Source organism: Bacillus sp. JJ675, assembly GCF_036963165.1.
Classification (GTDB): Bacteria; Bacillota; Bacilli; order Bacillales; family Bacillaceae; genus Bacillus; species Bacillus glycinifermentans.
Genome location: NZ_JBALMR010000020.1, coordinates 26,748 through 52,059, shown reverse-complemented (window position 1 = coordinate 52,059; position 25,312 = coordinate 26,748). Strand labels below are relative to the sequence as shown.

Here is a 25,312-nt window from a genome sequence, read left to right as displayed (position 1 = left end):
ACTTTGTCGACAAGCTGAGCACCCGAATGAATCGGGTGCTTTCTTCCTTTTTAGAGCTCGATAACAAAATACTCTTAATTATTCTCTGTTTTTTCAGTTAGCACAGCTTTTTATTGTTTTTAAATATTTCACTTTTTTCATTAAAATTGAGCAGATTTGTCCAGCGCATTGATAAACGTCTTCACGTTTTTCTTATCCTGCATAATGGGGGAATAAATATAGGAAAGGGTTCTGTTAAACGTTTGGTTTTTCAGCTTGATTAAGGAAAGGTTTCCGTGCTGGACGTCTCTGTCGATGACGCTCCTAGACAGCAGGGAAAGCCCGATGCCCGTCATCAAGGTTTCTTTTATGCCTTGATTGCTGCTGATCATAAGAAACGACTTCACTTTTAAACCGTTTGACCGAATGACGTGATTAAGGTATTCGCGGGTTCCTGATCCGACTTCCCTCGTTACCCATGTCTGATTCTGAAGATCGGCCATCGTCACTTCCTGTTTTTTTGCGAGCGGATGATCGCTTGAAGCGGCGATGTACAGTTCGTCCTGCATGAAAGCATGGACGGAAAGATCTTTTTCGTTTGTCTGCCCTTCAATTAAACCGATGTCAACCTTATACAGACGGACGGATTGCACGATTTCTTCCGTATTGCCGATGACGACTTGAAGTTCAAGCTCCGGATAGTCGTTTTGGAGGTCAAACAGCAAAGCGGGCAGAATATACTCGCCGATCGTAAAGCTAGCCCCGATTTTCAACTCGCCTTTAATGGAATTGTGATGGTCGAGAATGTCCTGTTTTGTCTGTTCATATATCGTGATCATTTGTTTTGCCCGGTCGTATAGAATTTCACCTGTAGGGGTGATCTTTAACAATTTCGGTGAGCGTTCAAACAGCTTTGTCTGGAATTCTTTCTCAAGGTTTTTAATGTGCATGCTCACGCTTGGCTGCGACATAAGCAGAATTTCGGCAGTTTTTGTAAAGTTTTTCACTTCGGCAAGGGTGACAAATGTCTTTAGCGCATCATAATGCAAAAGAATCCCACCTTATCTATTAAAAATATTAATAGCTGCAATAATTAATATATATTTTACTAATGCCGCGTATTCCAGTAAACTTTAAATTAGAATCTTTTTTAGGAAATGTTCATCAGACCGCAGGTTACGAGTCATACGAAGATACGCGTTGAACATTTTTGCGTCATTAAAACCGATTTGATTGATGGGAATAGTGGTGCTTGTTATTTTTTTATTCCATAGCGAGGTGGATATCGTTGCAACTTCAGGTAATGAACAGTCCGTTTAATCAGGAGCAGGCAGAGCTCCTCAACCGTCTTCTGCCGACATTGACAGAATCGCAGAAAGCCTGGCTGAGCGGTTATCTGGCGGCGTCCCAGTCCTTTGAGGCAGCGGCCGCGCTGGAGGCGCCGACGGCGGAAGCTCCGGCGGCTCAACCGGTGCAGTCTGTTTCAAAAGAAGTGACCATTCTTTACGGATCACAGACAGGAAATGCCCACGGACTTGCAGAAAATGCCGGCAAAAAACTAAAGGAGCACGGCTTCGAAGTAACCGTTTCATCCATGAGCGACTTTAAGGCGAATCAGCTGAAAAAGATCAAAAACCTGCTGATCGTCGTCAGTACGCACGGTGAAGGGGAGCCGCCGGATAACGCGCTGTCCTTCCATGAGTTTCTCCATGGCAGACGGGCGCCAAAGCTTGATGATCTCCGTTTTTCCGTATTGGCCCTCGGAGACACTTCGTACGAGTTTTTCTGCAAGACGGGAAAAGATTTCGATCAGCGCCTTGAAGAACTCGGCGGGAAAAGGCTTTATCCGCGCGTTGACTGTGATGTTGACTTTGACGAACCTGCGTCCGCCTGGCTTGAAGGCGTTCTCGGCGGTCTGAGTGAAGCCGGGGGACAAAGCGGAAGCCCGGTACAAAGCCAGGCTGCAGCTCCTCAAGCCGCTGAAACGGTCTATTCGAGAAAAAACCCGTTTCGGGCAGAAGTGCTGGAAAATATCAATCTTAATGGACGCGGTTCAAACAAAGAAACGCGCCATCTCGAACTATCGCTCGAAGGATCAGGCCTCACATATGAGCCGGGTGATGCGCTCGGCATTTATCCGGAAAATGACCCGGAGCTTGTTGAGCTTGTGTTGAAGGAGCTCAAATGGAATCCTGAGGAAGTCGTCACCGTTGATAAACAAGGGGAGCGCCTCCCGCTTAAAGAAGCGTTGACTTCGCACTTTGAAATCACTGTTTTAACGAAAAAGTTTCTTCAGCAGGCTGCTGGATTTTCTGAGAATGAAAAGCTGCAAGAACTCACGTCGCCGGGAAACGAAGCACAATTAAAAGAGTATCTACAAGGGCGCGATTTGCTTGATTTTGTGAGAGATTTCGGGCCGTTCAGCGCATCAGCGCAGGAGTTCGTTTCGATTCTCCGGAAAATGCCTCCGCGTCTTTACTCAATCGCGAGCAGCTTTCAAGCGAACCCTGACGAAGTGCATTTGACGATCGGCGCCGTCCGCTATCATGCACACGGGAGGGACAGGAAAGGGGTATGCTCCGTTTTGTGCGCCGAACGCCTTCAGCCGGGGGATACGCTGCCGGTATTCATCCAGCCGAACAAACACTTCAAGCTTCCGGAAAATCCTGATGCGCCGATTATCATGGTCGGACCCGGCACAGGTGTCGCGCCGTTCCGCTCGTTTATGCAGGAGCGCGAAGAAACCGGGGCAAAAGGGAAGTCATGGATGTTCTTCGGCGACCAGCATTTCGTTACAGATTTCCTCTATCAGACGGAATGGCAAAAATGGCTGAAAGACGGCGTGCTGACAAAAATGGATGTCGCATTTTCCCGTGATACGGAAGAAAAAGTGTATGTACAGCACCGGATGCTTGAGCACAGCAAAGAACTGTTTGAGTGGCTTCAAGAAGGGGCGGTATTCTACGTTTGCGGCGATAAGAAAAACATGGCGCATGACGTTCAAAACGCTTTGCTGGACATTATCGAAAAAGAAGGCGGCATGAGCCGTGAAGAAGCGGAAGCTTACTTAGCCGAGATGAAGCAGCAAAAACGCTATTTGCGCGATGTATACTGATTTTGACTGAAAGGGGTTTTTCCAACATGGGGAATCAAATATTAAAAGCGCCTGAAGGCCCGCCAAGCGATGTTGAACGCATCAAAAGGGAAAGCGACTATTTGCGCGGCACCTTGAAGGAGTCGATGCTGGAGAAGATCTCAGCCGGAATTTCCGATGACGATAACCGTCTGATGAAGCATCACGGCAGCTATTTGCAAGATGACCGCGACCTTCGCAATGAGCGCCAAAAGCAGAAGCTTGAGCCCGCGTATCAGTTCATGCTTCGCGTGCGCATGCCGGGCGGAGTGGCCACGCCTGAACAATGGCTTGTCATGGATGAGCTTGCCCGCCAGTACGGTAACGGCACACTGAAGCTGACGACGAGGGAAACCTTTCAAATGCACGGCATTTTAAAATGGAATATGAAAAAAACGATTCAGAAAATCAATTCGGTATTGTTGGATACGATCGCGGCATGCGGCGATGTCAACCGCAATGTGATGTGCGCTTCAAATCCGTATCAGTCTGACGTTCATGCCGAAGTCTATGAATGGTCGAAAAAATTGAGCGATGACCTGCTTCCTAAGACGCGAGCATATCATGAAATTTGGCTTGATGAGGAAAAGGTCGCCGGCACGCCGGAAGCGGAAGAAGTCGAACCAATGTACGGACCGCTTTATTTGCCCCGGAAATTCAAAATCGGAATTGCCGTTCCGCCGTCAAACGATATCGACGTGTTTTCGCAGGATCTCGGTTTTATCGCGATCGTCGAAGACGGCAAGCTTATCGGCTTCAACGTGGCGATCGGCGGCGGAATGGGCATGACGCACGGGGACAAAGCGACATATCCGCAGCTTGCCAAAGTCATCGGCTTTTGCAAACCGGAACAAATCTATGATGTAGCCGAAAAAACGATTACGATTCAGCGCGACTACGGCAACCGCTCCGTCCGCAAAAACGCCCGCTTCAAGTACACGGTTGACCGCCTCGGGCTTGAAACGGTCAAAAACGAGCTTGAAAGCCGCCTCGGCTGGAGTCTCGCTGAAGCAAAACCGTTTCAATTTGATCGTAACGGCGACCGCTTCGGCTGGGTGAAAGGCGTAAAAGGAAAATGGCATTTAACGCTGTTTATCGAAGGCGGACGCGTCACAGACTACGATGACTACAAGCTGATGACCGGCCTGCGCGAAATCGCCAAAGTCCATACAGGCGAATTCCGGCTGACTGCGAATCAAAACTTGATCATCGCCAATGTCTCAAGCCAGAAAAAGAAAAAAATCAGCGAGCTGATCGAGCAGTACGGCTTGACAGACGGCAAGCATTATACGGCGCTACGCCGCAGCTCGATCGCGTGCGTCGCGCTGCCGACGTGCGGACTGGCTATGGCAGAATCGGAACGCTATTTGCCTGTTTTGATTGACAAGATCGATGAGATTATCGAAGAAAACGGACTTCGCAATGAAGAGATCACGATCCGGATGACCGGCTGTCCGAACGGCTGCGCCCGGCACGCGCTCGGCGAAATCGGGTTTGTCGGCAAAGCGCCCGGCAAGTACAACATGTATCTCGGCGCCGCGTTTGACGGCAGCCGCCTGAGCAAAATGTACCGGGAAAACATCGGCGAGGAAGAGATTTTAAACGAACTTCGCACGATTCTTCCGCGCTATGCAAAAGAGCGCGAGGAAGGCGAGCGTTTCGGCGACTTCGTCATCCGCGCGGGCATCGTTAAAGAAACGACAGACGGCACGAATTTTCACGATTGATGAAAAACCGCCTTGGCTTATTGGCCGAAGCGGTTTTTTTTCGGGTATGACACAGGCTTTATCGGACTGTACATTGGCTCAAGACCTTGATAAACTCATGCGCCGCCGGGGAGATTTCATCGAATGAGTGCGCAATAATGCCGATCTCGCGGGTGATTCGGGGAAAGATATCCTTTTTGACCAGCTCATGTGATACAGACGAAAGCGTAAAGTTTGAAATGATGCCGATTCCTAATTGATGTTTGACCATATTCATCAATGTTTCTGCGTTTTGGACCGTCAAGGTTTCCCTTAATTCGATTCCGTGCTGCTCTAGCGTTTGCGATACGGCGATTTCATGGCCGCCTTTGCAAAATATTATATCGTCCCGGTACGCTTTAAGGTCGACGAGTGCAGCGTCCTTTAAGCCTGCATGCTCCTCAGGGATGACGGCTACCATGTAATCGCCGAACAATACTTGACGGTCAAACGGTTCAAACGGGGATGTGACGATCCCGAAATCAACCGTTCGATCCTCTACCCATCCTTTGATCTGCTCTGACGTCCCTTCGGTTAATTCGATGTGAACGAGCGGGTATTGCGCTCTAAATGCCGCGATGGCCTGCGGCAAAAGATTCGTCGAGACGGCAGGGAACGAACCGATCTTCACCTTCCCGCTTAACAGTTTGTTTTCCCGGTCGGCCACTTGCTGCATTTTGCTTTCGATTGCTTTCATTTGCCTTGCCAGCAGCAGTATTTCCTTTCCGACGTCAGTCAGGATTAAGCCGTTCTGTTTATCCCTAATAAATAATCGGACATGCAGCGCGTTCTCCAGATTTTTAATCGCTTTGCTTACCGCCGGCTGTGAGATGAACAATTCTTTGGCGGCTTCTGTAATATTCAGTTTTTCTGCGACCTTCACAAATATGTGCAGGTGATTCATATTCATAACCAATTGGTTATACCCCCGATAATTAATATGTATTTCAGTTATATGTAAAGGTAGCATATCATAAAAACGAGCACAACATCTTACAAGAAAGGCGGCTGGATTTTATGATCAAGGTCATACTTGGAATCGTTTCGGTTACGCTCATTTGGGGCTATACATGGGTGACGATGAAACTGGCGATCCACGACATTCCCCCGTTGCTGTTTTCAGCTTTGCGGCTGTTCATCGGAGCGGTTCCTTTATTTTTCATTCTCTTCATCAGAAGGAAAAAACTCTCGATCGGAAAAGCGCATCTAAAAAACTATATCATCATGAGTCTGCTAATGGGTCTCGGATATATGGGGATCTTAACGTACGGCATGCAATTCGTCGATTCGGGAAAAACGTCTGTTTTGGTGTATACCATGCCGATTTTTGTTACCGTGATCAGCCATTTTACATTAAACGAGAAAATGAACGTTTATAAAACGCTCGGCTTGATATGCGGTTTCACCGGGCTTTTATTCATATTCGGCAAAGACAGTTTCAATGCCGGCCACGGTGCGATCATAGGGGAGCTTTGCGTCCTTACGGCGGCGCTCAGCTGGGGGATCGCGAATGTTTTCAGCAAACTGCGATTCAAGGATATTGATATCATTCATATGAATGCCTGGCATCTCATGATGGGAGCTGTCATGCTGCTCGCCTGTTCCTTTATATTGGAACCTGCTCATGCAATCGAGTGGTCAAGCAGCGCTGTTCTGTCATTATTATTTAATGGTTTGTTTTCGACCGCTTTTACATTTGTCGTTTGGTTTTGGGTGCTCAATCAAATCGAAGCGTCTAAGGCATCCATGGCTTTAATGTTCGTCCCCGTGCTCGGACTCTTGTTTGGGTGGCTGGAGTTGCATGAGCAGATTACGATCCAGATCATGATCGGAGCAGTCTTGATATGCTGCGGGATCTTCATGAATACGTTCAAATTTGCCCAAAACAAAGCATGAATTTTCTATGTCGATACATCTCCCTCTAAAAAAGATATGGTAATATCAAATGGGGGGATGAAAAATGAAAATTGAACATATTGCAATTTGGACGAATAACTTAGAGGAAATGAAAGATTTTTATACGAGGGTTTTCAACGGCACGGCAAACGAAAAATACGTCAATCCGAAAAAGCAGTTTGAATCATATTTTATACAGTTTGAATCAGGAACCCGGCTTGAGCTGATGAGGCGGCCGGATGTCGCAGACGGAAGCGGGGAAAAAGAAGGCTATGCGCATATGGCGTTCTCTCTGGGTTCACGTGAAAAGGTAGATGAAACGACCCGCCGGTTAAAAGAGGAAGGCGTCCGTATCGCCGGAGAGCCCCGGGTTGACCGGAGACGGCTATTATGAAAGCGTCATTCAGGATCCGGACGGCAACCTTGTTGAACTGACGGTATAACGGTGAAAAAAGCTAATGTCTTTTTTAGACATTAGCTTTTTTATTTAGATGGCGGCATCCAGCTGATTGATTTTCCACTTGTTGTTTTCCTTTACGAATGTGATTTTTCTTTTTGCAGAAGGCGATCCGTCCTTGGCAGGCACGGTAAATTCATACGTGCGGGCATTGCCTTTTTTGGAGATCAGTTTGAATGTTGCTTTCTTCCAATCTAACAGGTTGTCCCCGTCGCCGACCGGAACGGCCATTTTTCCTTTATAACTGATGATATTGTATTTTTTTAATCCGTTCGTGATCGCATCTTTTGTGAAAACGGGGGTCAAGTAATTCGTCAATTTTGCTTTCGTGCCGAATTCACTGCACATGTAAACATAAGGCAAATTTTGATATTCAAACGTTTTCGTTACGCATGTCGAGTGTTTTGCTTTCGGATTGTGGCCGGTCATTGTATTCCAAAAATGTTCGCGGGCCTGTAATGTCATCGTCAAAACCTGTTGTTTCGTTAAGTCACCTGATGTATGTTTCGCGGCAATTGTCGTATGGATCGGCAGAATCAAGAAGGCAGTCAAGGCAAAAACGATAAATTTTTTCAATGTAACTCTCTCCTTAAGAAAAATAATATCTCTTATGTTACAAATGTTACAATAATTACGGTTAGATTACAATATGTTTTCGAAGAAAATTTTTCCGTCCGCTGTTTTGCTGAAAAAATCTTTTTTTCTCCTTGATAAATGATATAAAATGAGACTTCGGCAAACATCGGCGTTAGGGTCTGTCCACAATACCAATACCCCATTCCCTTTAAATATAAACAGTTTGATCATTTTTTAAAAATTTAAAATTTTTTATAAAATCCAACTATATCAGTAAACAAACTGTAACTGAATTCACACCGATCTGTCACGGGGATGACATTTTGCTGTGTTACGATTTTCCCTGTTAGTTTCAAAAGAGCTAACAAGGGAGGATTTTAACTTATGAAGAAGACAATAATGTCCTTGGCTGCAGCCGCAGCTATGTCAGCGACTGCATTCGGAGCAAGCGCCTCAGCAAAAGAGATTAGTGTTGAAAAAGGGGACACGCTCTGGGGGATTTCCCGCGAATACGGGATGAACCTAAAGGACTTGAAAAAATGGAATCAGCTTTCCACAGACATTATTTTGCCTGGTCAAAAGCTGAACATTTCTTCTCAAGAAGAAAACTCAGATCAAAAGCAGTACACCATCAAACCGGGAGATACATTATCAAAAATCGCTCGAGAGTTCGGTGTTTCTGTGAACGATCTTCAAAAGTGGAACAACCTCAAATCGGACTTGATTTTTGCCGGAAAAACGCTGGCGGTAACCGGAGGTGGGACGGGTCTGAAAGCACCTGTTAAACAAGCAGCCGTCCGAAGCGAACAGCCTGAGGCGCCTGCAAAACAGAAAGCAGTCTCAAGCAGCAAGCCGGAATCGGCTGCAAAAGAAATCACCGTTACAGCAACAGCATATACGGCAAACGACGGCGGCATTTCAGGCATTACGAAAACAGGAGTCGATCTGAATGCCAACCGGGATGCCAAAGTAATCGCGGTTGACCCGGACGTGATACCGCTAGGTTCCAAAGTGTATGTTGAAGGCTACGGCGAAGCGACCGCTGAAGACACCGGAAGCGCCATTACCGGGCATAAAATCGACGTATTTATTCCAAATAAAGCAGACGCGCTTGATTGGGGCGTTAGAACGGTTAAAGTGAAAATATTAGATTGATATAGAAAGGCACGGATTTGTATTCCGTGTCTTTTTTATATGTCATACGTTTGCCACCTATAGATGAAAGCGATTTCTTCTCTCGAACTCCAATTCGGTAGCAATGGAATGGGTTGTGGGCAGCACTCCTTCTACGGCGAGCAGAAAGATTGAATTGCACGCCAGAAACGGCATGATCAAAGCCTCTGGAAGCATAACCGGTCCCCAAACCTTTACAGGCTACGCCGAGTATCTCGAAAGCCCGACGGGAAAAAGATTCCGGCTGGAACGATTGTCGCACTTGAAGGCGATAAGATCAGACCGGCGGAAAAAGGCGACAATCTCTTCGGCGTCATCTCGGAAACCGCCGGTGTGGTCCTCGGGGAAGCAAGCCTTCACTGGTCAGGCCGCTACGTCAAGAATGAGTTTGGCGGATATGTGTATGAACTGCAACCAGGCCCTGACGGCGAAAAGGTCATGGCCCTAAAGAAAATCCGGATTACCGCCCTGACCAAGAATACGAGTCAAGAAACGATCGCGATGAATGGAATGTGGTCGGCCTTGCCGGACAGGTGTATATCAGATGTGGCGAAACAGTCAAGGCAGACGGTTTGATTGTAGCAGACTCGGGAATCGCAACGAAAGCAGATCAACCGGAACAGCGCTGGCAGGCCATGAGGATTACGTCGGAATATGATGCTCAGCGCGGATATGGAATTGCCCTCGTATTTATTCTCTGAAAAAAAGTAGTCCGGCTTGATCCCGGACTGCTTTTTTTACATATGCTGCACCTCTTTATTTTTGGCCTTGATCAGAAAAGAGAGCGCCAGTGCGACAACGGCGAACCCTATCGCGACAAAGTAAGCCGTATGAACGCCCGCTGTCATCCCCTGCATTTGCAAATCTTTTTCGCTTGTAATCGCAGATTGCCGGATAAACCGGTTTGAAACGGTTGTCAAGATTGTCGTGTATAAAGCCGGGCCGATCGCGCCTGATACTTGGTTGACCGTATTCATAATCGCTGAACCATGCGGGTACAAGGGCTTGGGCACCTGGTTTAATCCGAGCGTCATGACAGGGGCCATCGTGAAACCGACGCCGAGCGTAAAGCCCGCGTACAGCATCATGGCGGCAGCCATCGATGTGCCGCTTGAGATCTTTGTAAACAGCAGGAGAACGCAGATGACAATGATTAAACCGGCGAGAAGAAGCGGCCTGAAGCCGAGCTTATCAAAAAGGCGTCCTGCAACAAGAGAAGTCAAAGCAAGGACCAGTCCGCCAGGCAGCATCAGCAAGCCGGTAGACAAAGGCGAAAGGTCGAGCGCCATTTGGAAGTAGAGCGGCAAAATCAGCATCATCGAAAATTGCAGCATCATGATGAGCCACACGAGGACGACTGTCGTTGAAAACACCTTGGACCGGAATGGCCGCATATCGAGCATCGGCTCTTTTAATGTGAGCTGCCGGCGTACAAATAAGACTAATCCGATGATCCCCGCCGCCAGTCCGATGACGACCTTCGGGCTGTTCCAGCCGGCTTCTCCCGCGTTGCTGAAGCCAAATACGATTCCACCGAATCCGATGGTAGACAACATGATCGATAGAATATCAATTTTCGGGTTGGTCTGTTCGGTCACATTTTCTAAGCGGAATGCCGCATAAATGATCATGAAAAGCGCAACGGGCAGCATCATGAAAAAGACGACCCGCCATGAATAATGTTCGACGATGAAGCCTGAAATGACTGGACCGATAGCAGGCGCAAATAAAATCACAAGCGTCATCATCCCCGTCATCGTTCCGCGCTTCTGCGGCGGAACGAGTGTCAGGATGACATTCATCACCAGCGGTAAAATAAGTCCCGTCCCCGAACCTTGAATAATCCGCCCTGTGAGGACGAGGGGAAAGACGGGGGCAATGCCTGCCAAAAGGGTTCCCGCTGTAAATAAGCTCATCGCTGTAAGAAACAGCTGTCTTGTCGTAAAGCGCTGCATGAAAAAGGCAGTAACCGGCACGGCGATTCCGATCATCAGCATGTATCCTGTTGACATCCACTGTGCCGTATTTGCTGATACGTTAAAGTCTTCGATCATCTTCGGCAATGCAACATTCATTACCGTTTCATTTATCAAAGCGAGGAAATTGCCCACGATTAAAATGGCGATGATCATAAATGTGCTTCTATTGGTATGCTCCATTTCATTTCCCCTCCTTGATTATCGTTTGAATGTGTTCGGCGGCGGCGCTTAACGGCAGCCCGCTTTTTTTCGTGACGGACAGCACATAAGCGCCTTCTATCATGGCTTGTATCGCGATGCTCAGCGTTTTGGCTTTTTCTTTCTGAAAGCCGGACCGTATGAGCTTTTCTTCGTAAACAAGCCGCCAGTCTTCGTAAACTTGATCACACGCTTGTCTGAGCGTTTCGCTGAATGACCATGTTTCTGAAGCGAAAGAGACGATCGGAATGTCCTCGTAATCCTCCATGATGTATTCCTCAAACCCGTCGGCCATCGTCTGAAGATAGGCTTGAAACGCTTCTGCAGGATCCGGTGATCGGCTGATCGCAGACCTGATAAATGCTTTAACCGCTTCACCGGTCATTTTGATGGCTTCTGCTGCAAGCTCTTCTTTGCCTCCGGGGAAGTAGTAATAAAGCGAGCCTCTGGGAGCGCCGCTTTCTGCCGTGATTTGATTTAAGCCTGTCGCATGGTAGCCTTGCTTGCGGAATAATCGCGAAGCCGTGCGTAAGATGTTGTCCCGGCTGCTTGTTTTTTCCTTCATCCGTTTTATCACCTTTCATTTTATACTGATCGGTCTATATAAATTATAGCGAAAAAAAGAGCCTTTTCTAAAGGCCCTATTTTGAAATGATTGCAATGGACTATTTTTTTCAGATATTTTCCGCCCTGTTCTTTTCGTCAATGTCTTCAAACGCCTGCTGGATCACGAATAAAAACATACAGGCTATGATTTCAACATCAAGAGGGATCGTGATGCTGTCCATCATCTCATCGGCAATGTGAATCGCGAGCCAGGTAAAGAAGCATTCGATTGCAAATGTTATGAATTTATGCCCGATCAGCAGGGCGAGAATTTTTTCGGGAATTTCAAAAATAAAACCGATCACAAAGCTTAAAAGAATAAACAGCAGCAGGGAGCCCGGCGAATCATAGGTAACGCCGAAAATCGCGAAAAAGCCGGTCACTCCGAAAAAACAGGTGCCGACGAGTAGCGCAAGGGCAAATATGATCAGAAGAAAGATGAGCGTAACGACAAGCATGTTCCCGAGTATATTTTTCATCATTTGGCATTCATTCCTAATCTGACAGTATACTTCTGATCATAACAAAAAAATTAGAAAATGTAATTTACAATCATCAAAACTCCCGATAAACTACATGAAAAAAGGCAATCAGGAAAGGGAAAAACAAAGAAATGAACAGGGCTTCCGCTGATCGATACGCAAATTTCAAGGAATTGTCACAAAATGAAACCGAAGGGGTTGATTACAGTGTTTTTGCACGCACTGCGGGGAAAGGCCTGCTTGTGATGTCTCCTCACGGCGGCGGCATTGAGCCTGGAATCAGCGAAATTGTACGGGCTTTTGCTGATCGCGCTTCCGTATATTTGTTTGAGGGAATCAAACCGCGCGGGAACAAGGATCTGCATGTGACAAGCGCCTGCTTTGATGATCCGCTTGCCGTCAAGATGGCTGCGGATCATCAATACGTGCTGGCTTTTCACGGCTATTTTGACCCGTCACATTGCCATACATTAGTCGGGGGGACGGACCGAAAACGCGCGGCGATCTTCGTCAATGCGCTGAGAAGGCACGGCTTTTCAGCGGAATTGCAGGAAAGAGGCGCCCGTTTTTCGGGAACATCCCCGGAAAGCATCAACAACCGGTGCAGAACAGGGCTGAGCGTGCAGTTTGAAATCAGCACAGCCCAGCGGAAGGCGATGTTCGGCCGCTTCAGCTTAAAGGGAAGAGACGGTTCACAAAACGACGTTTTCCATCAATATATAAAAGCAGTCAAAGAAGGGGCCGCGGCTGCCTATGGCTGAGCTTAGTTTTTCAGCAGATACGGTGTCCGCTTTTCGGCGGCGATGCACGTTTTTGCGTTTTTTCCAAAAGGGTAAGGGCGTCGGGCGCTTTTTCGATAGCGCGTGAATTCGTCTTCCTCATCATGAAGGTCAATCATCCGGTCTTCAGAAGGATCTGCTTTACGAAGGCTGGCCGTCCATGCTTGGTGAAACTGGATTCCGATCTGCCTTTTTTCAAATAGTTCGACTCGTTTGGCGGCAAACTCTTCCGTTACATTAAAGAGCTCGGCGATCATGTTTGCCGCGTGGCAGCGAAGCTCGGGAAAATCCAGTTTCAGAAGCATGAAAGTCGGAACGCAAAAGTGATACATGAATTGATACGCTTGAAATTCCTGCAGCTCTCTGAACATTTTGTTCATGTTCAACTGATTTCCGGCATGCTTTAATACGTGGCACAGCTCGTGGGCAAAGTCTTCCCACTGCTTTTCTTTGGAGAGCCTGCTGTTGAGTATGATGCTGTACATGCCGTCATGCTTGATCATCATGCTGTTCACGTCTTCATAGTGCACCCAAATATTAAGGTATGAGGCGATGCGGCTCATATCAATGTGATAAGGCTCCGTAAAACCAAACTTTAGATACATATTTTTTATGTATTCTTCTAGATGTGACAAATAAAATTTCAATACGAGACACCCTTTCGAACAAGTGTTCTGTTTTTCGGCAAAGAAAAGCCCACTGAGGGCTCTGTACGCCTATACAAAAATATAAACGATGAGCACCCATTTCGGCAAATCCTTCCTTTTTTGTTGTTTTATCGCACTCATCAGTTATTTTTTGATGGAAATTCCCCATTTATCCGTTTTGTTTTTCCCCGGGCTTCCGCTTCTTCTCTTTTTCCTTCAAATATTGGATAAACTCGATCGCCTGCTGCCTGCTTTCAGGAGAAAACTCTTTCATGTCCCGGTAAGCAATTTGAAGATCTGGATCGTCAAACGTATCTTTAAGAGAGCGGTCATGCTCCGCTCCGGTCAATAAATAGTCTATTGTCACTTTATAGTAATCAGCCAGTTTTTTCAAGGTTTCATAGTCCGGCTCGCTTCTTCCGTTTTCATAATGGGAATAGCGCGCCCTTGAAACGCCGATCTGTTTCGCCACTTCTTCCTGTGTCCGTTTTCCTCTCAAATGTTTCAGTCTGCCGCCTAACATACAATGACCTCTCTTCCCTCAATTCGGCATTATGATTTTATTATAGATACAAAATGTATCGAAATAAACATATGATAAAAAAAGTATCAAAAAAGTATTGATGATAAGAACTGTATCGTTTATAATCGTAGTCAAACAGATACGAATTGTATCAGGGAACAGGGGGTGAAGCCTTTGCGGAAACGTTTAATAGAAGAGCGCCTCAAGCGGAGGCTGACGCAGAAGCAGGTTGCCGAACGGCTGAATACTTCCGAAATTTACGTCCGCAAAATCGAAAGGGGCGCGTGCAACCTCGGCAGGAACACGATGCTGAAGTTTGAAACGCTCTATTCCGTATCAGACCGCGAGCTGTTTCCTGATCTTTTTCAGATAGATTTTGATAAAATTCGTATCGTTAATAAATCGATCTAAGAGGGAGGCGCCAGGGATGAACATCGAACATCCAATGATTACCGAGATACGGGCATACGGCTATCTGAAAGAGTCAGTGCGAAAAGCATATCCGAAAGGACCATTTTGGACAAGCGTTTTTATTTCAGGAGGCCCTGACGGAAGGAGGGAGACCGGATGAAGAGGATCTTGATTCCATACAGCGGGAATCGTTTCGATCAATGGAGGCTCGGTGAAGCGGGAGGCTCCATTGCATTTACGAAGGAGGGAATGCCCGTATTTCAATTCGAAAATAAAGGTCAATATGAGCGGTATGTCAAGCTTAAACGACAGGAGGAAGCCAAATGACCGGGCATCATAGCAGTGAAGGGAGCTATCCATTTTCGATTTATTCGGGCCTTTTGACTCCGGGACATTTTGAAAAGATCGGACATGCGGTTTGGCTGTTTTTATGGTGCATCAGCTCAACGACGCGGGAGGTTGAACGGGATGGAGTGACATGGGGAATCGTTCTCGGACATAAGCCGCTGAAAGCGGCAGAGCTCGGGCTCGTTTTCAGCGTGAACGAAAAAACGGTCAGAAGATGGCTTTCCCTTCTTGAGAAAAATGGCTACATATCGGTAAGGAGAGCGCCTTACGGCTTCATTCTGTCCGTCAAACATTCGAAAAAATTTCTTCATCAGCGAAGGGCCGGACGTGTCCGTTCAGAAGCGGAAGAACGGGCAAATGAGTCCGCCGGTTCGGACAGGCCCGTCCGCTTGAATAGAGATATGACACAGATCAGCACAAATAATACTACAGACCCTGTTGAGGCGATAGTCGAACGTTTTGCCGCCCTCAGGTCGGCCCAGGAAGGACGCCTTGTCCACCCTTCGCCGAAGGATTATCAGGCCATCGCCCGGATTGTCGCCCGCGGCGTGCCGCTGCCGCAAACAATCAAATGGCTTGAACGGTGCTTCATCGAGTATGAAAGCCGGCGAAGAAGCAGGCGGGAGACGATCAAGGTCTTCGGTTATTGCGAGAAATACATCATGGACCGCATCACAGCCATGGAAACGAGTGTGGAAACAAGGAGGGAACACATTGGCAAGGCGAACGATCGACGACGTTTTGAAAGAGCTGAAAAACAAGAGCCGTTTATCACAAGCGGACAAACCGGACGAATCCGCTCTAAACGCGTTTGACTGTCCAAGGTGCAAAGATGAACTCGGATTTATCGAACGGCGCGGGGACATGGAAGTATGGGTGGCCTGCGCCTGCCTGGAATGGAGGAGGGCGCAAAGGCTTTTAAAATCGAGCGAGATTACGGAGGAATTTAAAAAGCTTAGCTTTGAAAACTTTCGGACAGCAGGCAAGCATCAATCTGTAAAAGACGCATACGAATGCGCCCTTGAATACGTACAAGCCTATCCGGACATTTGCGAGAGCCGCAGAAACAGCATCTCGCTTTTAGGGAACCCGGGATCAGGAAAAACGCATCTGCTTACGGCGGCGGCCAACGACCTGATGCGGAGGCTTCACGTTCCGGTTCTTTATTTTCCATTTGTCGAGGGCTTCAACGATTTAAAGCGGGATTTTGCGGTGCTTGAAGATAAACTGAACCGGATGAAACAGATCGAGGTTCTGTTTCTCGATGACCTGTTTAAGCCTGCAGGCGGAAAGCCGAGGGCAACCGAATGGCAGATTGAGCAAACGTATTCGATCGTGAATTACCGGTATTTGAACCACAAACCGATCCTGCTTTCAAGCGAGCTTGACGCCGAAGAGATCGTCCGCATTGACGAAGCGCTTGGAACGAGGCTCCTTGAAATGTGCCGGGACTTTCTCGTCGTCCTGAAAGGGAACTCTTTTGAAATCAATCATAGACTGGAGGGAATGGTCTGATGTGCCGATTGTGCAAAGGGCGGAATTCCGTTCATCAGGACATCGGCTGGGGAGTGTCTTATAGGTCTTGCCCGCATTGCAGCATATCGCAAAGCGGCGATTTAACCGAATCGATCAAAAAGCTCGAAACGCTGATAGCAAAAATGAAAACAAGGGTGAAGCAAGGTGTTTGAATGTTTGAAAGCCTTGATTCTGATCGTGCTGACGTCTGCTAAAAGAGACGTGCAAATCAGAAGATGGCATGAAGAAGACGGAAAGTGAGGAAGGAAACGCGTGGAAAAATCTTCGGCGTACAGCCCATTGCCATGGCGCGTCGTCAAAACGGATAAGGATGTCTATATTTATTCCGCATACAGTGAAGCCGAGAAAAAACGGTTTCCATATTCAAACGGGAGATTAATCGCAACAGTCGGCGATTATACAGCTTTTTCACAAAAGAAAAATGCTCAATTAATCGCCGCTGCGCCGGAACTGTTGATCGCGGCAAAACTGGCACTCGCCTATTTCAACGAAAGGGCCCGCTCAGACTCAATAGAAAGCAAATTGGCGCACGTTTTACAAAAGGTGATCTCAAAAGCGGAAGCACATGAAGAGGAGGAATGCAATTGAAACAGCCGACACTACTAAAAGCAATTCATGAAACAACTGTCGGAAGCCGGATTGAAGAAGGCAAAGTGACGGTGATCGTGCTTGACGGCGTAAAAGGCACGGCATGGCAGACCGAGGCGCCTGAACACGGAAAAACCGTGATCGAAACGAGAAAAGGGGACCTTGCAAGAGTCGAGTTTGAAATCGGCTATAAGTTTTAGTGAAAACATCATAAGTCCAAGACGGAAAGCCTGCGGACACTGATCAGAGTATGCACGGAAAGAGCGTGCAGCTGATTGGTGTCCTTTTTTATTTCAAAAAACGGAGGATAACAACAATGGAAGATTTGCTTTTTGAATACAAAAGGACATTAAAAACAACAAAAGCATTATACCGGCCTCTTCAGGGCGAAGAGGGACTGACGGCTGAGCAGATGAAAGATAAAAAGCTGATCAGAAGCATGATCACCGATTTGGAATATGTCGTCGACTGGCTTGAACACGGAAGAGAACCGGGAATCAGGCGGTCCATCGACAGACGGGATTCCTACAAACGGATGCTGATCAAAGATCCGCAAATCATCGACACGTTTTCTAAGGGAATCCGTTTTGAGCCAGCCCATGAGGTGCCGGCAGCCGACAAAGCCCGGATCGAGGCGGCTCTATCCGTCCTGACGGCCCGGGAAAAAGAAATTTTTATTTTGCATAAGGTTGAACGCTTTTCCTATGAACGGATTGCAGCTTTGCTCGGCATCAAAAAATCAACCGTACAGACAAACGTGAAGCGTGCGCAAACGAAAATGAAAAAACAGATCAAACATTCTGCCGATTGTCCGGCGTGAAAAAATGATCATGCTTTTGTCATACGTTTGCCACCTATAGGTGAAGTGAGTAAATCGTGCCAATCAGCTTCGACGAAAAACAAACTAGTGATTGGAAAAAGACGAATTGATAGAGGGGCGGCATCCTGCGGTACCAAGAACGAAGGACACGAAAGAGGTGAGGTATTCAGGTTCTGTCGACAATATGAATGAAATATTTCAATTCGGCCATCAGCCATGAACTCGGGGGTTCCAACAAAAAGGTCACGCAGGAAAAATCGCGGCCGCCGGTGGGACAAGCTCTATTCAGTAAGAAGGGCTGAAATAAGCGTCAGACGCTGTTTTGTAAAATGTTCAATACCGACCCCAAGTCACCACCAAAAAGTGAATATTCACCAGTCTGCACCCAAGTACTGTGCGGATTAAAACATCCTTTTTGCAGAGTCGATCGTTCCTTATGAGCCTGTCATAATTGCCGGTCTTTCCGACCCTTGAGGAAAAGAACCATGTGTTGGTGATTTTGATGTTTCGGAGAAGCTGAAAGAAACAAGCCGATTTCCTTACTTTACATCCAACTAAAAGGAGAAATGTATTATGCCTTGCTCAAATGAATATGCTAGTTATGTTTTAAAGATTTGTACAGATGCTGATTCCTACTCACCAAAAGCAACTAGACGTTGTTGCAAAATACGGGGGCGGTAGTATTGCGAACTTTAAGTATACGCTTTCGGCTGAAGTTTGGAATAAAGATTATTGGGAATCTCGTAAGTTGCTATCAGGAACTTTTAAAAAACAGACACCGACAAGAGTGTTTAAAATTTCTCAACTTAAATTGAAGAAAGGAAAAAATTAAAGGGTATTTTCACGATACCGTTAATGGAGGGAATTTCCAAGTGAAAACACCTGCTTTTATTGTTAAACGGTAAGTTTAAATCCCCAAACATCCTCGGCATAAGCTGAGGGTGTTTTTTTATTATTTAAATTTAGAAGAAGCACCAATAAACGAAAATCCGGAGGAAAAATATACGGTCTTTTGCCATGACAGACCATTGAAGCTGAAGAAATCAAAGTTCCGATGACCAACCGTTTCGCCGATTAAAAGGGAGTGCCAAAACCGGTAACGGCAATTCAAAAGATGCATAACCAGTGCTTTTAGGTTTATGTAAGAGTATTTTTTAAAAGGGAATTTTGATATTGGTGGAAAAGTATGATATTTTTGCACTTATGAAAAACATTACCTATTCACTCATCATCGGACTATTCATTTTAATAAGCGGCTGTTCTACTGCTGAGACTTCAACAAAATCAGCACCAAGCGACAGCTACCATCCTTTCATGATTGCCCACAGGGGAGCTTCGGCAGTAGAACCGGAACATACGCTGTTATCCTATGAACGTGCAGTCAAAGATAAAGCGGATTACATTGAGATCGATCTCAGGCAAACGAAAGACGGAAAGCTTGTTGCCATACATGATAAGGATGTTGCCAGAACGACAAACGGAAAAGGAAAAGTTCAGGATTTAAAGCTGTCAGAACTTAAAAAGCTTAATGCCGGCAAGGGACAGAAAATACTAACTATCGAAGAAATAATCAAGAAACTCGGGAAGTCTACAAATTATTACATTGAAACGAGAGAAGACGAAAATGGGCAATTGGTTATGAGCTGGTTAATATTCTCGAAAAGAATGGTTTAATTGCAGAAAACAAAGCAGTTGTGGAATCCTTTAGCGAAAAAAGCTTGAAGAAAATCCGATCAATCAATAAAGACATTCCGCTCACCCGTCTCCTTCGCGATGACGAAGTCAGCCGTTTAACGCCTGATTCGTTAAGAAAAATAAAAACGTACGCTTCCGCAGTCGGGCCGAATGCCAAATTGGTCAACGAATCCGTTGTCAACACGATTCATAATGAAAACCTGCAGATTCATGTGTTTTTTGATGCCGAGAATGAGAACAGCTTAACAAAGAAAATGCTTCAATTAAAAGTCGATGGATTGTTTACCAATAATCCAGCTTACACTCGAAAACAATTAGACTCGTCTATGCAGACGGGTCTTTATTTTGCCTCGTTCCTGAGGAGGTGGACAGGAGGAATGCAACATGCCGCAAACGCCGGAATTCGACGTTTTTCAAAAAGAGATGACAGAGCTGAAAGCCGATCACAAAACGCTCGAACAGCGCGTGACCACGCTGGAAAGGTCGTCTGACCGCCACGATCAGCAGATTATCTCGATTAACGAAAAGCTCAACAAGATTGAAGAAAATACAACATGGATTAAGCGCAGCATTACGGGCGCGATCATCACGGCGGTCAGCACCGGCATCATCAGCGGGGCCATCGCCGTTTTTTATAACCTTTTGCAGAAATAGGAGGAAAACGCAATATGAAAACCTTTGACAAAGGCACAGTGGTTCGCACGGTGCTTCTTTTGATTGCATTGGCAAACCAAATGTTGATCATGATCGGTAAAACGGCTTTGCCGATCAGCGAGGAACAGGTCAACACATTGGCAGATGCCTTATATTTGGCAGGTTCCATGGTGTTTACAATCGTCACGTCACTTGTCGCCTGGTATAAAAACAACTATGTCACTGACAAAGGAAAGCTGCAAAAAGAGGTGCTGCAGCAAAAAGGATTGACGAAATGAGGCTGCCTACTGGGCGGCTTTTTTCATTTTAAAAAAAGGAGTGGTTCAATTGGTTAAGGTTGTGAAAAACTTTGTGAAAGTCAATCAGTACACCCGGCCTGGGCTGAAATTGTCGGGCGTGAAAGGCGTCGTGATGCACTGGACGGCAACTCCCGGGGCATCCGCGCTAAATGAGCGGAATTACTTCAACGGCACTTGCATTGCCGCGGAACGCTACGCCTCGGCTCATTATTTCGTCGACCGAAACGAAGTGCAGCAGATCATTCCGGAGAATGAAGTCGCTTACCATGCGCATGACGGGAACCGCTGTTATGTGAGCTTTCTTAAGCCGAATGCCAACACGACGGCAATCGGCGTCGAAATGTGTGTCGAAAAGGGCGGTAAAATTCACAGGCGAAACTGTTCAGAACGCTGCCGTACTGGTCGCGGATTTGTGCAAGCGCTACGGGCTTTCGACTGACAACATCGTGCGCCACTATGATGTGACGAACAAAAACTGTCCGGCGCCATGGGTAAGCGATTCAAGCAAGCTTGCGGCATTCAGAAAAAAAGTCGAGAGCCTTCTGGGGAATCAAACGGTAGCGAAAACAACGGCGGCAACGAGCCAATCAAGCAAATCGACAGGGACGATTCTGAAAAAAGGCTCATCAGGCTCAAGCGTAAAGACGCTGCAAAAACGGCTGATTGCCGCGGGCTTCCCTTTGCCGAAGTACGGTGCCGACGGCTCTTACGGAAATGAAACCGTACAGGCGGTGACGTCTCTTCAAAAGCAAGCAGGGATCACAGCCGACGGCATTTACGGCCCTTCCACCGAAAAAGCGCTGGCGGCTATTGAAAAGAAANNCTTACCCGCTGCCGTCGGGCATCTATAAAGTCAAACGCCCGCTGATGAAAGGGACGGCCGTCCGCCACATCCAAGAAGCGCTGGCGGCTCTTTATTTTTATCCGGACAAGGGAGCCAAAAATAACGGGATCGACGGATTTTACGGCCCGAAAACGGCGGATGCGGTGAAACGGTTTCAGTTGATGAATGGATTGGGGGCTGACGGTATTTATGGCCCGAAAACAAAGGCAAAACTTGAATTATTATTAAAATAAAAAAGTTCTCTTTCATGAGAGTCCTGCGGGGTTCCAACTGCTCCTGGATGAATTCCGGGAGCTTTTCTATAAATAAACATGATAAAACAGCCATCATTAACGGAACGTTCAAAATTCAATTCATTTTTACCGAAAAAAATAAGCATTGTGCCGGTCACCCTCCAACTCAATTCATTCTTAAATGTACATATAAAATTCGGTTTTTATTTTAGAATTTTCAAAAAACAACTACCACACTACCATGCATGTATGGTAGCATATGGGGGAAGGGAGGTGCATCATGAATATCACTCAGTCAAGCATACGATCTGCAAGGGATCAGGTTTATTATTGGCTTAAGGAAGATATTATGAAGTTTCGGCTGATTCCGGGGACGCACATTTCGGAAAAAGAAATTTCCGGGAAGTATGAAGTCAGCAGAACGCCGGTCAGGGAAGCTTTTCTTCAGCTTGCAAAAGAGGGGCTGCTTGAAATCTATCCCCAAAAAGGAACGCGAGTATCGTTAATTGACCTCGATCTCGTGGAGGAAGCGAGATTTATGAGGGAAAACCTTGAAAAGGCGGTTGCCGAATTAGCGTGCCGGGATTTCCCGGAGCAAACGATGATCGAGCTTGAGCAAAATGTAAAGATGCAGGAGATGTCGATCGATCAGAAAAATTATGAGAGCCTGTTTGATTTGGATGAAGCATTTCACAACTTGATTTTTGAAGGATGCCGCAAAGCGAATATTTGGTCAGCGATCCAGCAAATGAACGTTCCGTTTCGGAGAATCCGGTTTTTAAGACTTGCTGCAGATTTTAACTGGGACACGATTTATGAGCAGCATGCGGCCCTCATCGAAGCAATCAAAGCGCATCAGCCGTCAGAAGCCCGCCGAATTGCCGAAGAGCATTTAAAGCTTGTTATTGTGGATAAGGAAATGCTGATCGAAGAATTTCCCGGTTATTTCAAAAAGTAAGCGCTTTAAAAAGGAGTGACGAGCGTGAGAGCCGCGGTAATGACAAAGCCTTTTTCGATTGTGTTTCAAGACGTTCCATGCCCTGAACCGGCCGCCCATGAAGTCCTTGTCAAGGTGAAGGCGGCCGGTATTTGCGGGAGCGACGTACATTTTTACGATGGTTCGAATCCTTACGGCCGGTATCCGCAAATCTTCGGACACGAGCTGTCTGGCGTCATTGAAAAAACGGGAACAGCCGTAAAAGAACGGGCGCCGGGGGAGCGGGTTGCGATCGAGCCGGCCATTTCATGCGGCAGCTGCTACCCTTGCCGAAAAGGAAGGACGAATGCCTGTGTAAACATCGATATGATCGGCTCGGTGCGAAAAGGAGGGTTCGCTGATTTTATCGCCGTCCCTGAAACCCATGTTCACCCGATTCCGGATGATATGGATTTTGCCACAGGCGCCTTGTGCGAGCCGTTTGCTATCGGGGCGCAGGCGATCAAGCGAGCAGACGTTCAAGACGGCGAGACCATTGTCATCTTGGGATTGGGGCCGATCGGGCTAACGATATTGGCTCAGATCAAGAAGCGGTTTCAGGCGGACGTTATCGCCGTCGATCCCGTGCGTAAAAGGCTGAAGCTTGCCGAATCATTCGGCGCAGACGCCGCCATTCAGCCGGCTGACGTAAATGCGGAAGAAGAGATATTGAAGCTGACGAATGGAGAAGGAGCCGGAATCGTCATCGAAGCGGCGGGAGTTCCTGCGACAATCGAACAGTCGATCCTGTTGGCGGCAGCGGGAGGGAAAATTGTGATCGTCGGCTTAACAGGGGAACCTGTCACGATTCCCGGGCTCCTTTTGACGAAGAAAGATATCGATATTCATGGTACAAGGCACAGCATCGGTCAATTTCCGGAGGTCATTCGGTTTTTGCATGAGAATTCAAAGATCGCTGAATCTTTCATTACCGACGTCATGCCGTTTACAGAAATCGAAGCGGCGCTGAGAAAAGCGAAAAACTGTCCGGACCAGGTGACAAAAATGATACTATCCTATTGAACTGGGGGATCTGTGATGAAAATGGTTTTCAGATGGTATGGAGAAGGCAATGATACCGTTACCCTCGAGCAAATCAGGCAAATTCCCGGTGTTGAAGGAATCGTATGGGCGCTTCATCATCTGCCTGCAGGCGAAGAATGGCCGCTGGAAGACATTATGGAGGTCAAGCGGATTTGCGAGAAGCACGGGTTTCACATCGATGTTGTTGAAAGCGTTAACATTCACGAGGATATAAAGCTTGGACTGCCATCAAGAGACCTTTACATTGAAAGATACAAGCGTACAATTGAAAACCTGGCCAAGGCGGGCGTCAAAGTAATCTGCTATAATTTTATGCCCGTTTTTGACTGGCTCCGCACCGATTTGTACAAAGAAGCGGAAGACGGTTCGACCGCTTTGTTTTACGAACACGCAAAAGTCGACCAAATCGACCCTTTTGAACTCGTCGATAAAATCGCAAACAACGTGGAATTTACGATGCCGGGCTGGGAGCCTGAGCGCCTTGAGCATCTGACAAAGCTTTTTGAAGCATATCAAAACGTAACAGAAGACGATTTGTGGAATCATCTTCACTATTTCTTGGAGCAAATTATACCTACCGCCGCACGCTGCGGGATCAAAATGGCGATTCATCCGGATGATCCGCCGTGGCCGATTTTCGGGCTTCCGCGCATCATCACCTCTGAAGAAAGCATCGGCCGGGTGCTCAGGCTTGTGGACCATCCAAGCAACGGCGTCACCCTTTGCAGCGGCTCCTTAGGCGCCAATCCGAAAAACGACATGATCCAAATCATCAAAACGCATCCAGATCGGATTCCGTTTGCACATATCCGCAATGTGAAAGTTTATGATAATCAAGATTTTATCGAAACGTCGCACAGGACGGAGGACGGCTCTGTAGATATTTGCGGGATCGTCAAAGCCTATCATGAAACCGGCTTTTCCGGATATGTACGCCCCGATCACGGCCGCCACATCTGGAATGAAGCATGCAGGCCTGGATACGGGCTGTATGACAGGGCGCTTGGGATCATGTATTTATGGGGAATTTGGGATTCGCTGGAAAAAGAAAAACGGGGGGCTTCACAATGCTTGAAATCCATCAACAGTTAAAGGGGAAAACGGCGGTTATTACCGGCGGGAGCGGAGTGCTATGCGGCGCAATGGCGCGGGAGCTCGGCCGCCAGGGCATGAAGGTGGCCATATTGAACCGGAATGCTGAAAACGGGGAGCTTGTCGCCGCAGACATTCAGAAAGCCGGAGGCGAGGCGATCGCGGTCGAATGCGATGTCCTCGACCAAAAAAGCGTCGAACGGGCAGAGCGTCTCGTAGCACAACGTTTTGGCGGCTGCGACCTCTTGATCAACGGAGCCGGAGGCAACCATCCAAACGGCACGACATCGAATGAAACCCTGCATCCCGACCACCTCTTGAATGAAAATATCACAACGCTATTTGACCTGCACACAGCCGATGTTCGTTCTGTTTTCAATTTGAACTTTCTCGGATCTTTCATTCCAACCCAGATATTTACGAAAAAGATGCTGAACAGAAAAGGGGCATCAGTGATCAATATATCCTCAATGAGCGCACAAGTCCCGATGACGAAAGTTCCCGCATACAGCGCCGCAAAAGCCGGCATCGAAAATTTTACGAAATGGCTTGCCGTCTACCTGGCTGAAACGGGCATCCGCGTCAATGCGATTGCGCCG

At 47.1% G+C, this 25,312-nt stretch carries 30 protein-coding genes and 5 pseudogenes; 27 read left to right on the top strand and 8 right to left on the bottom strand.

What is annotated here, in order from left to right:
• Positions 1–140: 140 nt before the first annotated feature.
• On the bottom strand, positions 141–1,028 hold the full coding sequence (locus V7126_RS05850) for a LysR family transcriptional regulator (protein WP_046131158.1): 888 nt from the start codon (positions 1,026–1,028) through the stop codon (positions 141–143).
• Between the two features lie 239 nt (positions 1,029–1,267).
• Here V7126_RS05850 and V7126_RS05845 point away from each other — a divergent pair, with 239 nt between their 5' ends.
• Together V7126_RS05845 and cysI are read left to right on the top strand one after the other, a co-directional pair.
• On the top strand, positions 1,268–3,094 hold the full coding sequence (locus V7126_RS05845; protein ID WP_175076329.1) for an assimilatory sulfite reductase (NADPH) flavoprotein subunit: 1,827 nt from the start codon (positions 1,268–1,270) through the stop codon (positions 3,092–3,094).
• 26 nt (positions 3,095–3,120) lie between these two features.
• The gene (gene cysI, locus V7126_RS05840) at positions 3,121–4,839 is read left to right on the top strand and encodes an assimilatory sulfite reductase (NADPH) hemoprotein subunit (RefSeq protein WP_046131156.1); all 1,719 of its coding nucleotides are present in this window, start codon (positions 3,121–3,123) and stop codon (positions 4,837–4,839) included.
• A gap of 58 nt (positions 4,840–4,897) precedes the next feature.
• Here the strand turns inward: cysI and V7126_RS05835 are convergent, their stop codons facing one another.
• Positions 4,898–5,773: a LysR family transcriptional regulator gene (locus V7126_RS05835; protein ID WP_335497194.1), complete on the bottom strand. Its 876-nt coding sequence runs from the start codon at positions 5,771–5,773 to the stop codon at positions 4,898–4,900.
• Positions 5,774–5,874: 101 nt separating this feature from the next.
• On the opposite strand from V7126_RS05835, the gene V7126_RS05830 reads away from it, so the two are divergent.
• The gene (locus tag V7126_RS05830) at positions 5,875–6,753 is read left to right on the top strand and encodes a DMT family transporter (RefSeq protein WP_175076327.1); all 879 of its coding nucleotides are present in this window, start codon (positions 5,875–5,877) and stop codon (positions 6,751–6,753) included.
• 64 nt (positions 6,754–6,817) lie between these two features.
• A pseudogene (locus tag V7126_RS05825) lies at positions 6,818–7,196 on the top strand (VOC family protein).
• Between the two features lie 44 nt (positions 7,197–7,240).
• On the opposite strand, the gene V7126_RS05820 reads toward V7126_RS05825, so the two are convergent.
• A complete protein-coding gene (locus V7126_RS05820; protein ID WP_175076326.1) occupies positions 7,241–7,786 on the bottom strand; it encodes an IseA DL-endopeptidase inhibitor family protein in 546 nt (181 codons plus the stop codon).
• Between the two features lie 384 nt (positions 7,787–8,170).
• On the opposite strand from V7126_RS05820, the gene V7126_RS05815 reads away from it, so the two are divergent.
• The 3 genes and pseudogenes from V7126_RS05815 to V7126_RS05800 form a co-directional block, all read left to right on the top strand.
• Complete coding sequence (locus tag V7126_RS05815) at positions 8,171–8,941, top strand: 3D domain-containing protein (RefSeq protein WP_175076325.1); 771 nt, start codon at positions 8,171–8,173, stop codon at positions 8,939–8,941.
• A 103-nt stretch (positions 8,942–9,044) separates the two neighbouring features.
• Positions 9,045–9,535: pseudogene (locus V7126_RS05805) on the top strand (peptidase G2 autoproteolytic cleavage domain-containing protein).
• Positions 9,463–9,660 (top strand): annotated as a pseudogene (locus V7126_RS05800) (peptidase G2 autoproteolytic cleavage domain-containing protein); the annotation flags it as partial. The pseudogenes V7126_RS05805 and V7126_RS05800, both read left to right, overlap by 73 nt.
• A gap of 36 nt (positions 9,661–9,696) precedes the next feature.
• Here V7126_RS05800 and V7126_RS05795 read toward each other — a convergent pair.
• From V7126_RS05795 to V7126_RS05785, 3 genes are all read right to left on the bottom strand, one after another.
• Complete coding sequence (locus V7126_RS05795; protein WP_046131149.1) at positions 9,697–11,118, bottom strand: MDR family MFS transporter; 1,422 nt, start codon at positions 11,116–11,118, stop codon at positions 9,697–9,699.
• A 1-nt stretch (position 11,119) separates the two neighbouring features.
• The gene (locus V7126_RS05790) at positions 11,120–11,701 is read right to left on the bottom strand and encodes a TetR/AcrR family transcriptional regulator (RefSeq protein ID WP_046131148.1); all 582 of its coding nucleotides are present in this window, start codon (positions 11,699–11,701) and stop codon (positions 11,120–11,122) included.
• 109 nt (positions 11,702–11,810) lie between these two features.
• Complete coding sequence (locus V7126_RS05785) at positions 11,811–12,224, bottom strand: YrvL family regulatory protein (protein ID WP_335497189.1); 414 nt, start codon at positions 12,222–12,224, stop codon at positions 11,811–11,813.
• A gap of 131 nt (positions 12,225–12,355) precedes the next feature.
• On the opposite strand from V7126_RS05785, the gene V7126_RS05780 reads away from it, so the two are divergent.
• Complete coding sequence (locus V7126_RS05780; RefSeq protein ID WP_175076323.1) at positions 12,356–12,985, top strand: poly-gamma-glutamate hydrolase family protein; 630 nt, start codon at positions 12,356–12,358, stop codon at positions 12,983–12,985.
• 2 nt (positions 12,986–12,987) lie between these two features.
• Here V7126_RS05780 and V7126_RS05775 read toward each other — a convergent pair whose 3' ends face one another.
• Both V7126_RS05775 and xre read right to left on the bottom strand, forming a co-directional pair.
• A complete protein-coding gene (locus tag V7126_RS05775; RefSeq protein WP_373688025.1) occupies positions 12,988–13,608 on the bottom strand; it encodes an ImmA/IrrE family metallo-endopeptidase in 621 nt (206 codons plus the stop codon).
• 211 nt (positions 13,609–13,819) lie between these two features.
• A complete protein-coding gene (gene xre / locus V7126_RS05770) occupies positions 13,820–14,173 on the bottom strand; it encodes an HTH-type transcriptional regulator Xre (RefSeq protein ID WP_046131145.1) in 354 nt (117 codons plus the stop codon).
• A gap of 174 nt (positions 14,174–14,347) precedes the next feature.
• On the opposite strand from xre, the gene V7126_RS05765 reads away from it, so the two are divergent.
• The 19 genes and pseudogenes from V7126_RS05765 to V7126_RS05675 all read left to right on the top strand — a co-directional run.
• Positions 14,348–14,584, top strand: coding sequence for a helix-turn-helix transcriptional regulator (locus tag V7126_RS05765; protein WP_175076321.1), 237 nt, complete (start codon positions 14,348–14,350; stop codon positions 14,582–14,584).
• Between the two features lie 16 nt (positions 14,585–14,600).
• Positions 14,601–14,744 (top strand): hypothetical protein, encoded by a 144-nt coding sequence (locus V7126_RS05760; RefSeq protein WP_164918146.1) that lies wholly within the window; start codon positions 14,601–14,603, stop codon positions 14,742–14,744.
• Complete coding sequence (locus tag V7126_RS05755) at positions 14,741–14,911, top strand: hypothetical protein (protein ID WP_175076320.1); 171 nt, start codon at positions 14,741–14,743, stop codon at positions 14,909–14,911. Before V7126_RS05760 ends, V7126_RS05755 begins: the two co-directional genes overlap by 4 nt.
• A complete protein-coding gene (locus V7126_RS05750) occupies positions 14,908–15,747 on the top strand; it encodes a phage portal protein (RefSeq protein ID WP_175076319.1) in 840 nt (279 codons plus the stop codon). Before V7126_RS05755 ends, V7126_RS05750 begins: the two co-directional genes overlap by 4 nt.
• A complete protein-coding gene (locus tag V7126_RS05745) occupies positions 15,647–16,447 on the top strand; it encodes an ATP-binding protein (protein WP_216899182.1) in 801 nt (266 codons plus the stop codon). The genes V7126_RS05750 and V7126_RS05745 overlap by 101 nt, the downstream gene beginning before the upstream one ends.
• Positions 16,447–16,620 carry a hypothetical protein gene (locus V7126_RS05740; RefSeq protein WP_164918147.1) on the top strand — a complete coding sequence of 58 codons (174 nt, stop codon included), beginning with the start codon at positions 16,447–16,449 and terminating at the stop codon, positions 16,618–16,620. Before V7126_RS05745 ends, V7126_RS05740 begins: the two co-directional genes overlap by 1 nt.
• A 100-nt stretch (positions 16,621–16,720) precedes the next feature.
• Complete coding sequence (locus tag V7126_RS05735) at positions 16,721–17,056, top strand: hypothetical protein (RefSeq protein WP_046131142.1); 336 nt, start codon at positions 16,721–16,723, stop codon at positions 17,054–17,056.
• Positions 17,053–17,256 carry an XtrA/YqaO family protein gene (locus V7126_RS05730; protein ID WP_373688022.1) on the top strand — a complete coding sequence of 68 codons (204 nt, stop codon included), beginning with the start codon at positions 17,053–17,055 and terminating at the stop codon, positions 17,254–17,256. The genes V7126_RS05735 and V7126_RS05730 overlap by 4 nt, the downstream gene beginning before the upstream one ends.
• A 116-nt stretch (positions 17,257–17,372) precedes the next feature.
• The gene (locus V7126_RS05725; RefSeq protein ID WP_216899180.1) at positions 17,373–17,876 is read left to right on the top strand and encodes a sigma-70 family RNA polymerase sigma factor; all 504 of its coding nucleotides are present in this window, start codon (positions 17,373–17,375) and stop codon (positions 17,874–17,876) included.
• Between the two features lie 1,203 nt (positions 17,877–19,079).
• Positions 19,080–19,897, top strand: a pseudogene (locus tag V7126_RS05720) (glycerophosphodiester phosphodiesterase family protein); the annotation flags it as partial.
• 58 nt (positions 19,898–19,955) lie between these two features.
• Positions 19,956–20,225, top strand: a complete 270-nt coding sequence (locus V7126_RS05715; RefSeq protein ID WP_216899178.1) for a hemolysin XhlA family protein — start codon at positions 19,956–19,958, stop codon at positions 20,223–20,225.
• 14 nt (positions 20,226–20,239) lie between these two features.
• A complete protein-coding gene (locus tag V7126_RS05710; RefSeq protein WP_216899176.1) occupies positions 20,240–20,503 on the top strand; it encodes a phage holin in 264 nt (87 codons plus the stop codon).
• 49 nt (positions 20,504–20,552) lie between these two features.
• Complete coding sequence (locus V7126_RS05705; RefSeq protein WP_254416525.1) at positions 20,553–20,963, top strand: peptidoglycan recognition protein family protein; 411 nt, start codon at positions 20,553–20,555, stop codon at positions 20,961–20,963.
• On the top strand, positions 20,869–21,375 hold the full coding sequence (locus tag V7126_RS05700) for a peptidoglycan recognition protein family protein (protein WP_335497176.1): 507 nt from the start codon (positions 20,869–20,871) through the stop codon (positions 21,373–21,375). The genes V7126_RS05705 and V7126_RS05700 overlap by 95 nt, the downstream gene beginning before the upstream one ends.
• Positions 21,338–21,601: pseudogene (locus tag V7126_RS05695) on the top strand (peptidoglycan-binding domain-containing protein); the annotation flags it as partial. The gene V7126_RS05700 and the pseudogene V7126_RS05695, both read left to right, overlap by 38 nt.
• A 280-nt stretch (positions 21,602–21,881) precedes the next feature.
• Positions 21,882–22,559: a GntR family transcriptional regulator gene (locus V7126_RS05690; protein WP_046131136.1), complete on the top strand. Its 678-nt coding sequence runs from the start codon at positions 21,882–21,884 to the stop codon at positions 22,557–22,559.
• A gap of 24 nt (positions 22,560–22,583) precedes the next feature.
• Positions 22,584–23,600, top strand: a complete 1,017-nt coding sequence (locus V7126_RS05685) for a zinc-binding alcohol dehydrogenase family protein (protein ID WP_216899174.1) — start codon at positions 22,584–22,586, stop codon at positions 23,598–23,600.
• Positions 23,601–23,615: 15 nt separating this feature from the next.
• Complete coding sequence (gene uxuA, locus V7126_RS05680; RefSeq protein ID WP_335497172.1) at positions 23,616–24,713, top strand: mannonate dehydratase; 1,098 nt, start codon at positions 23,616–23,618, stop codon at positions 24,711–24,713.
• A partial coding sequence (locus tag V7126_RS05675; RefSeq protein WP_335497170.1) for an SDR family NAD(P)-dependent oxidoreductase occupies positions 24,689–25,312 on the top strand: 624 nt, incomplete at its 3' end. The genes uxuA and V7126_RS05675, both read left to right, overlap by 25 nt.

Excerpts from the sequence above, each read along its gene's own strand:
- cysI (WP_046131156.1), top strand. The coding sequence starts at position 3,121 with ATGGGGAATCAAATATTAAAAGCGCCTGAAGGCCCGCCAAGCGATGTT.
- V7126_RS05830 (WP_175076327.1), top strand. The coding sequence starts at position 5,875 with ATGATCAAGGTCATACTTGGAATCGTTTCGGTTACGCTCATTTGGGGC.
- V7126_RS05815 (WP_175076325.1), top strand. The coding sequence starts at position 8,171 with ATGAAGAAGACAATAATGTCCTTGGCTGCAGCCGCAGCTATGTCAGCG.
- V7126_RS05795 (WP_046131149.1), bottom strand. The coding sequence starts at position 11,118 with ATGGAGCATACCAATAGAAGCACATTTATGATCATCGCCATTTTAATC.
- V7126_RS05790 (WP_046131148.1), bottom strand. The coding sequence starts at position 11,701 with ATGAAGGAAAAAACAAGCAGCCGGGACAACATCTTACGCACGGCTTCG.
- V7126_RS05785 (WP_335497189.1), bottom strand. The coding sequence starts at position 12,224 with ATGATGAAAAATATACTCGGGAACATGCTTGTCGTTACGCTCATCTTT.
- V7126_RS05780 (WP_175076323.1), top strand. The coding sequence starts at position 12,356 with ATGAACAGGGCTTCCGCTGATCGATACGCAAATTTCAAGGAATTGTCA.
- V7126_RS05775 (WP_373688025.1), bottom strand. The coding sequence starts at position 13,608 with ATGTATCTAAAGTTTGGTTTTACGGAGCCTTATCACATTGATATGAGC.
- xre (WP_046131145.1), bottom strand. The coding sequence starts at position 14,173 with ATGTTAGGCGGCAGACTGAAACATTTGAGAGGAAAACGGACACAGGAA.
- V7126_RS05760 (WP_164918146.1), top strand. The coding sequence starts at position 14,601 with ATGAACATCGAACATCCAATGATTACCGAGATACGGGCATACGGCTAT.
- V7126_RS05755 (WP_175076320.1), top strand. The coding sequence starts at position 14,741 with ATGAAGAGGATCTTGATTCCATACAGCGGGAATCGTTTCGATCAATGG.
- V7126_RS05750 (WP_175076319.1), top strand. The coding sequence starts at position 14,908 with ATGACCGGGCATCATAGCAGTGAAGGGAGCTATCCATTTTCGATTTAT.
- V7126_RS05740 (WP_164918147.1), top strand. The coding sequence starts at position 16,447 with ATGTGCCGATTGTGCAAAGGGCGGAATTCCGTTCATCAGGACATCGGC.
- V7126_RS05725 (WP_216899180.1), top strand. The coding sequence starts at position 17,373 with ATGGAAGATTTGCTTTTTGAATACAAAAGGACATTAAAAACAACAAAA.
- V7126_RS05715 (WP_216899178.1), top strand. The coding sequence starts at position 19,956 with ATGCCGCAAACGCCGGAATTCGACGTTTTTCAAAAAGAGATGACAGAG.
- V7126_RS05710 (WP_216899176.1), top strand. The coding sequence starts at position 20,240 with ATGAAAACCTTTGACAAAGGCACAGTGGTTCGCACGGTGCTTCTTTTG.
- V7126_RS05690 (WP_046131136.1), top strand. The coding sequence starts at position 21,882 with ATGAATATCACTCAGTCAAGCATACGATCTGCAAGGGATCAGGTTTAT.
- uxuA (WP_335497172.1), top strand. The coding sequence starts at position 23,616 with ATGAAAATGGTTTTCAGATGGTATGGAGAAGGCAATGATACCGTTACC.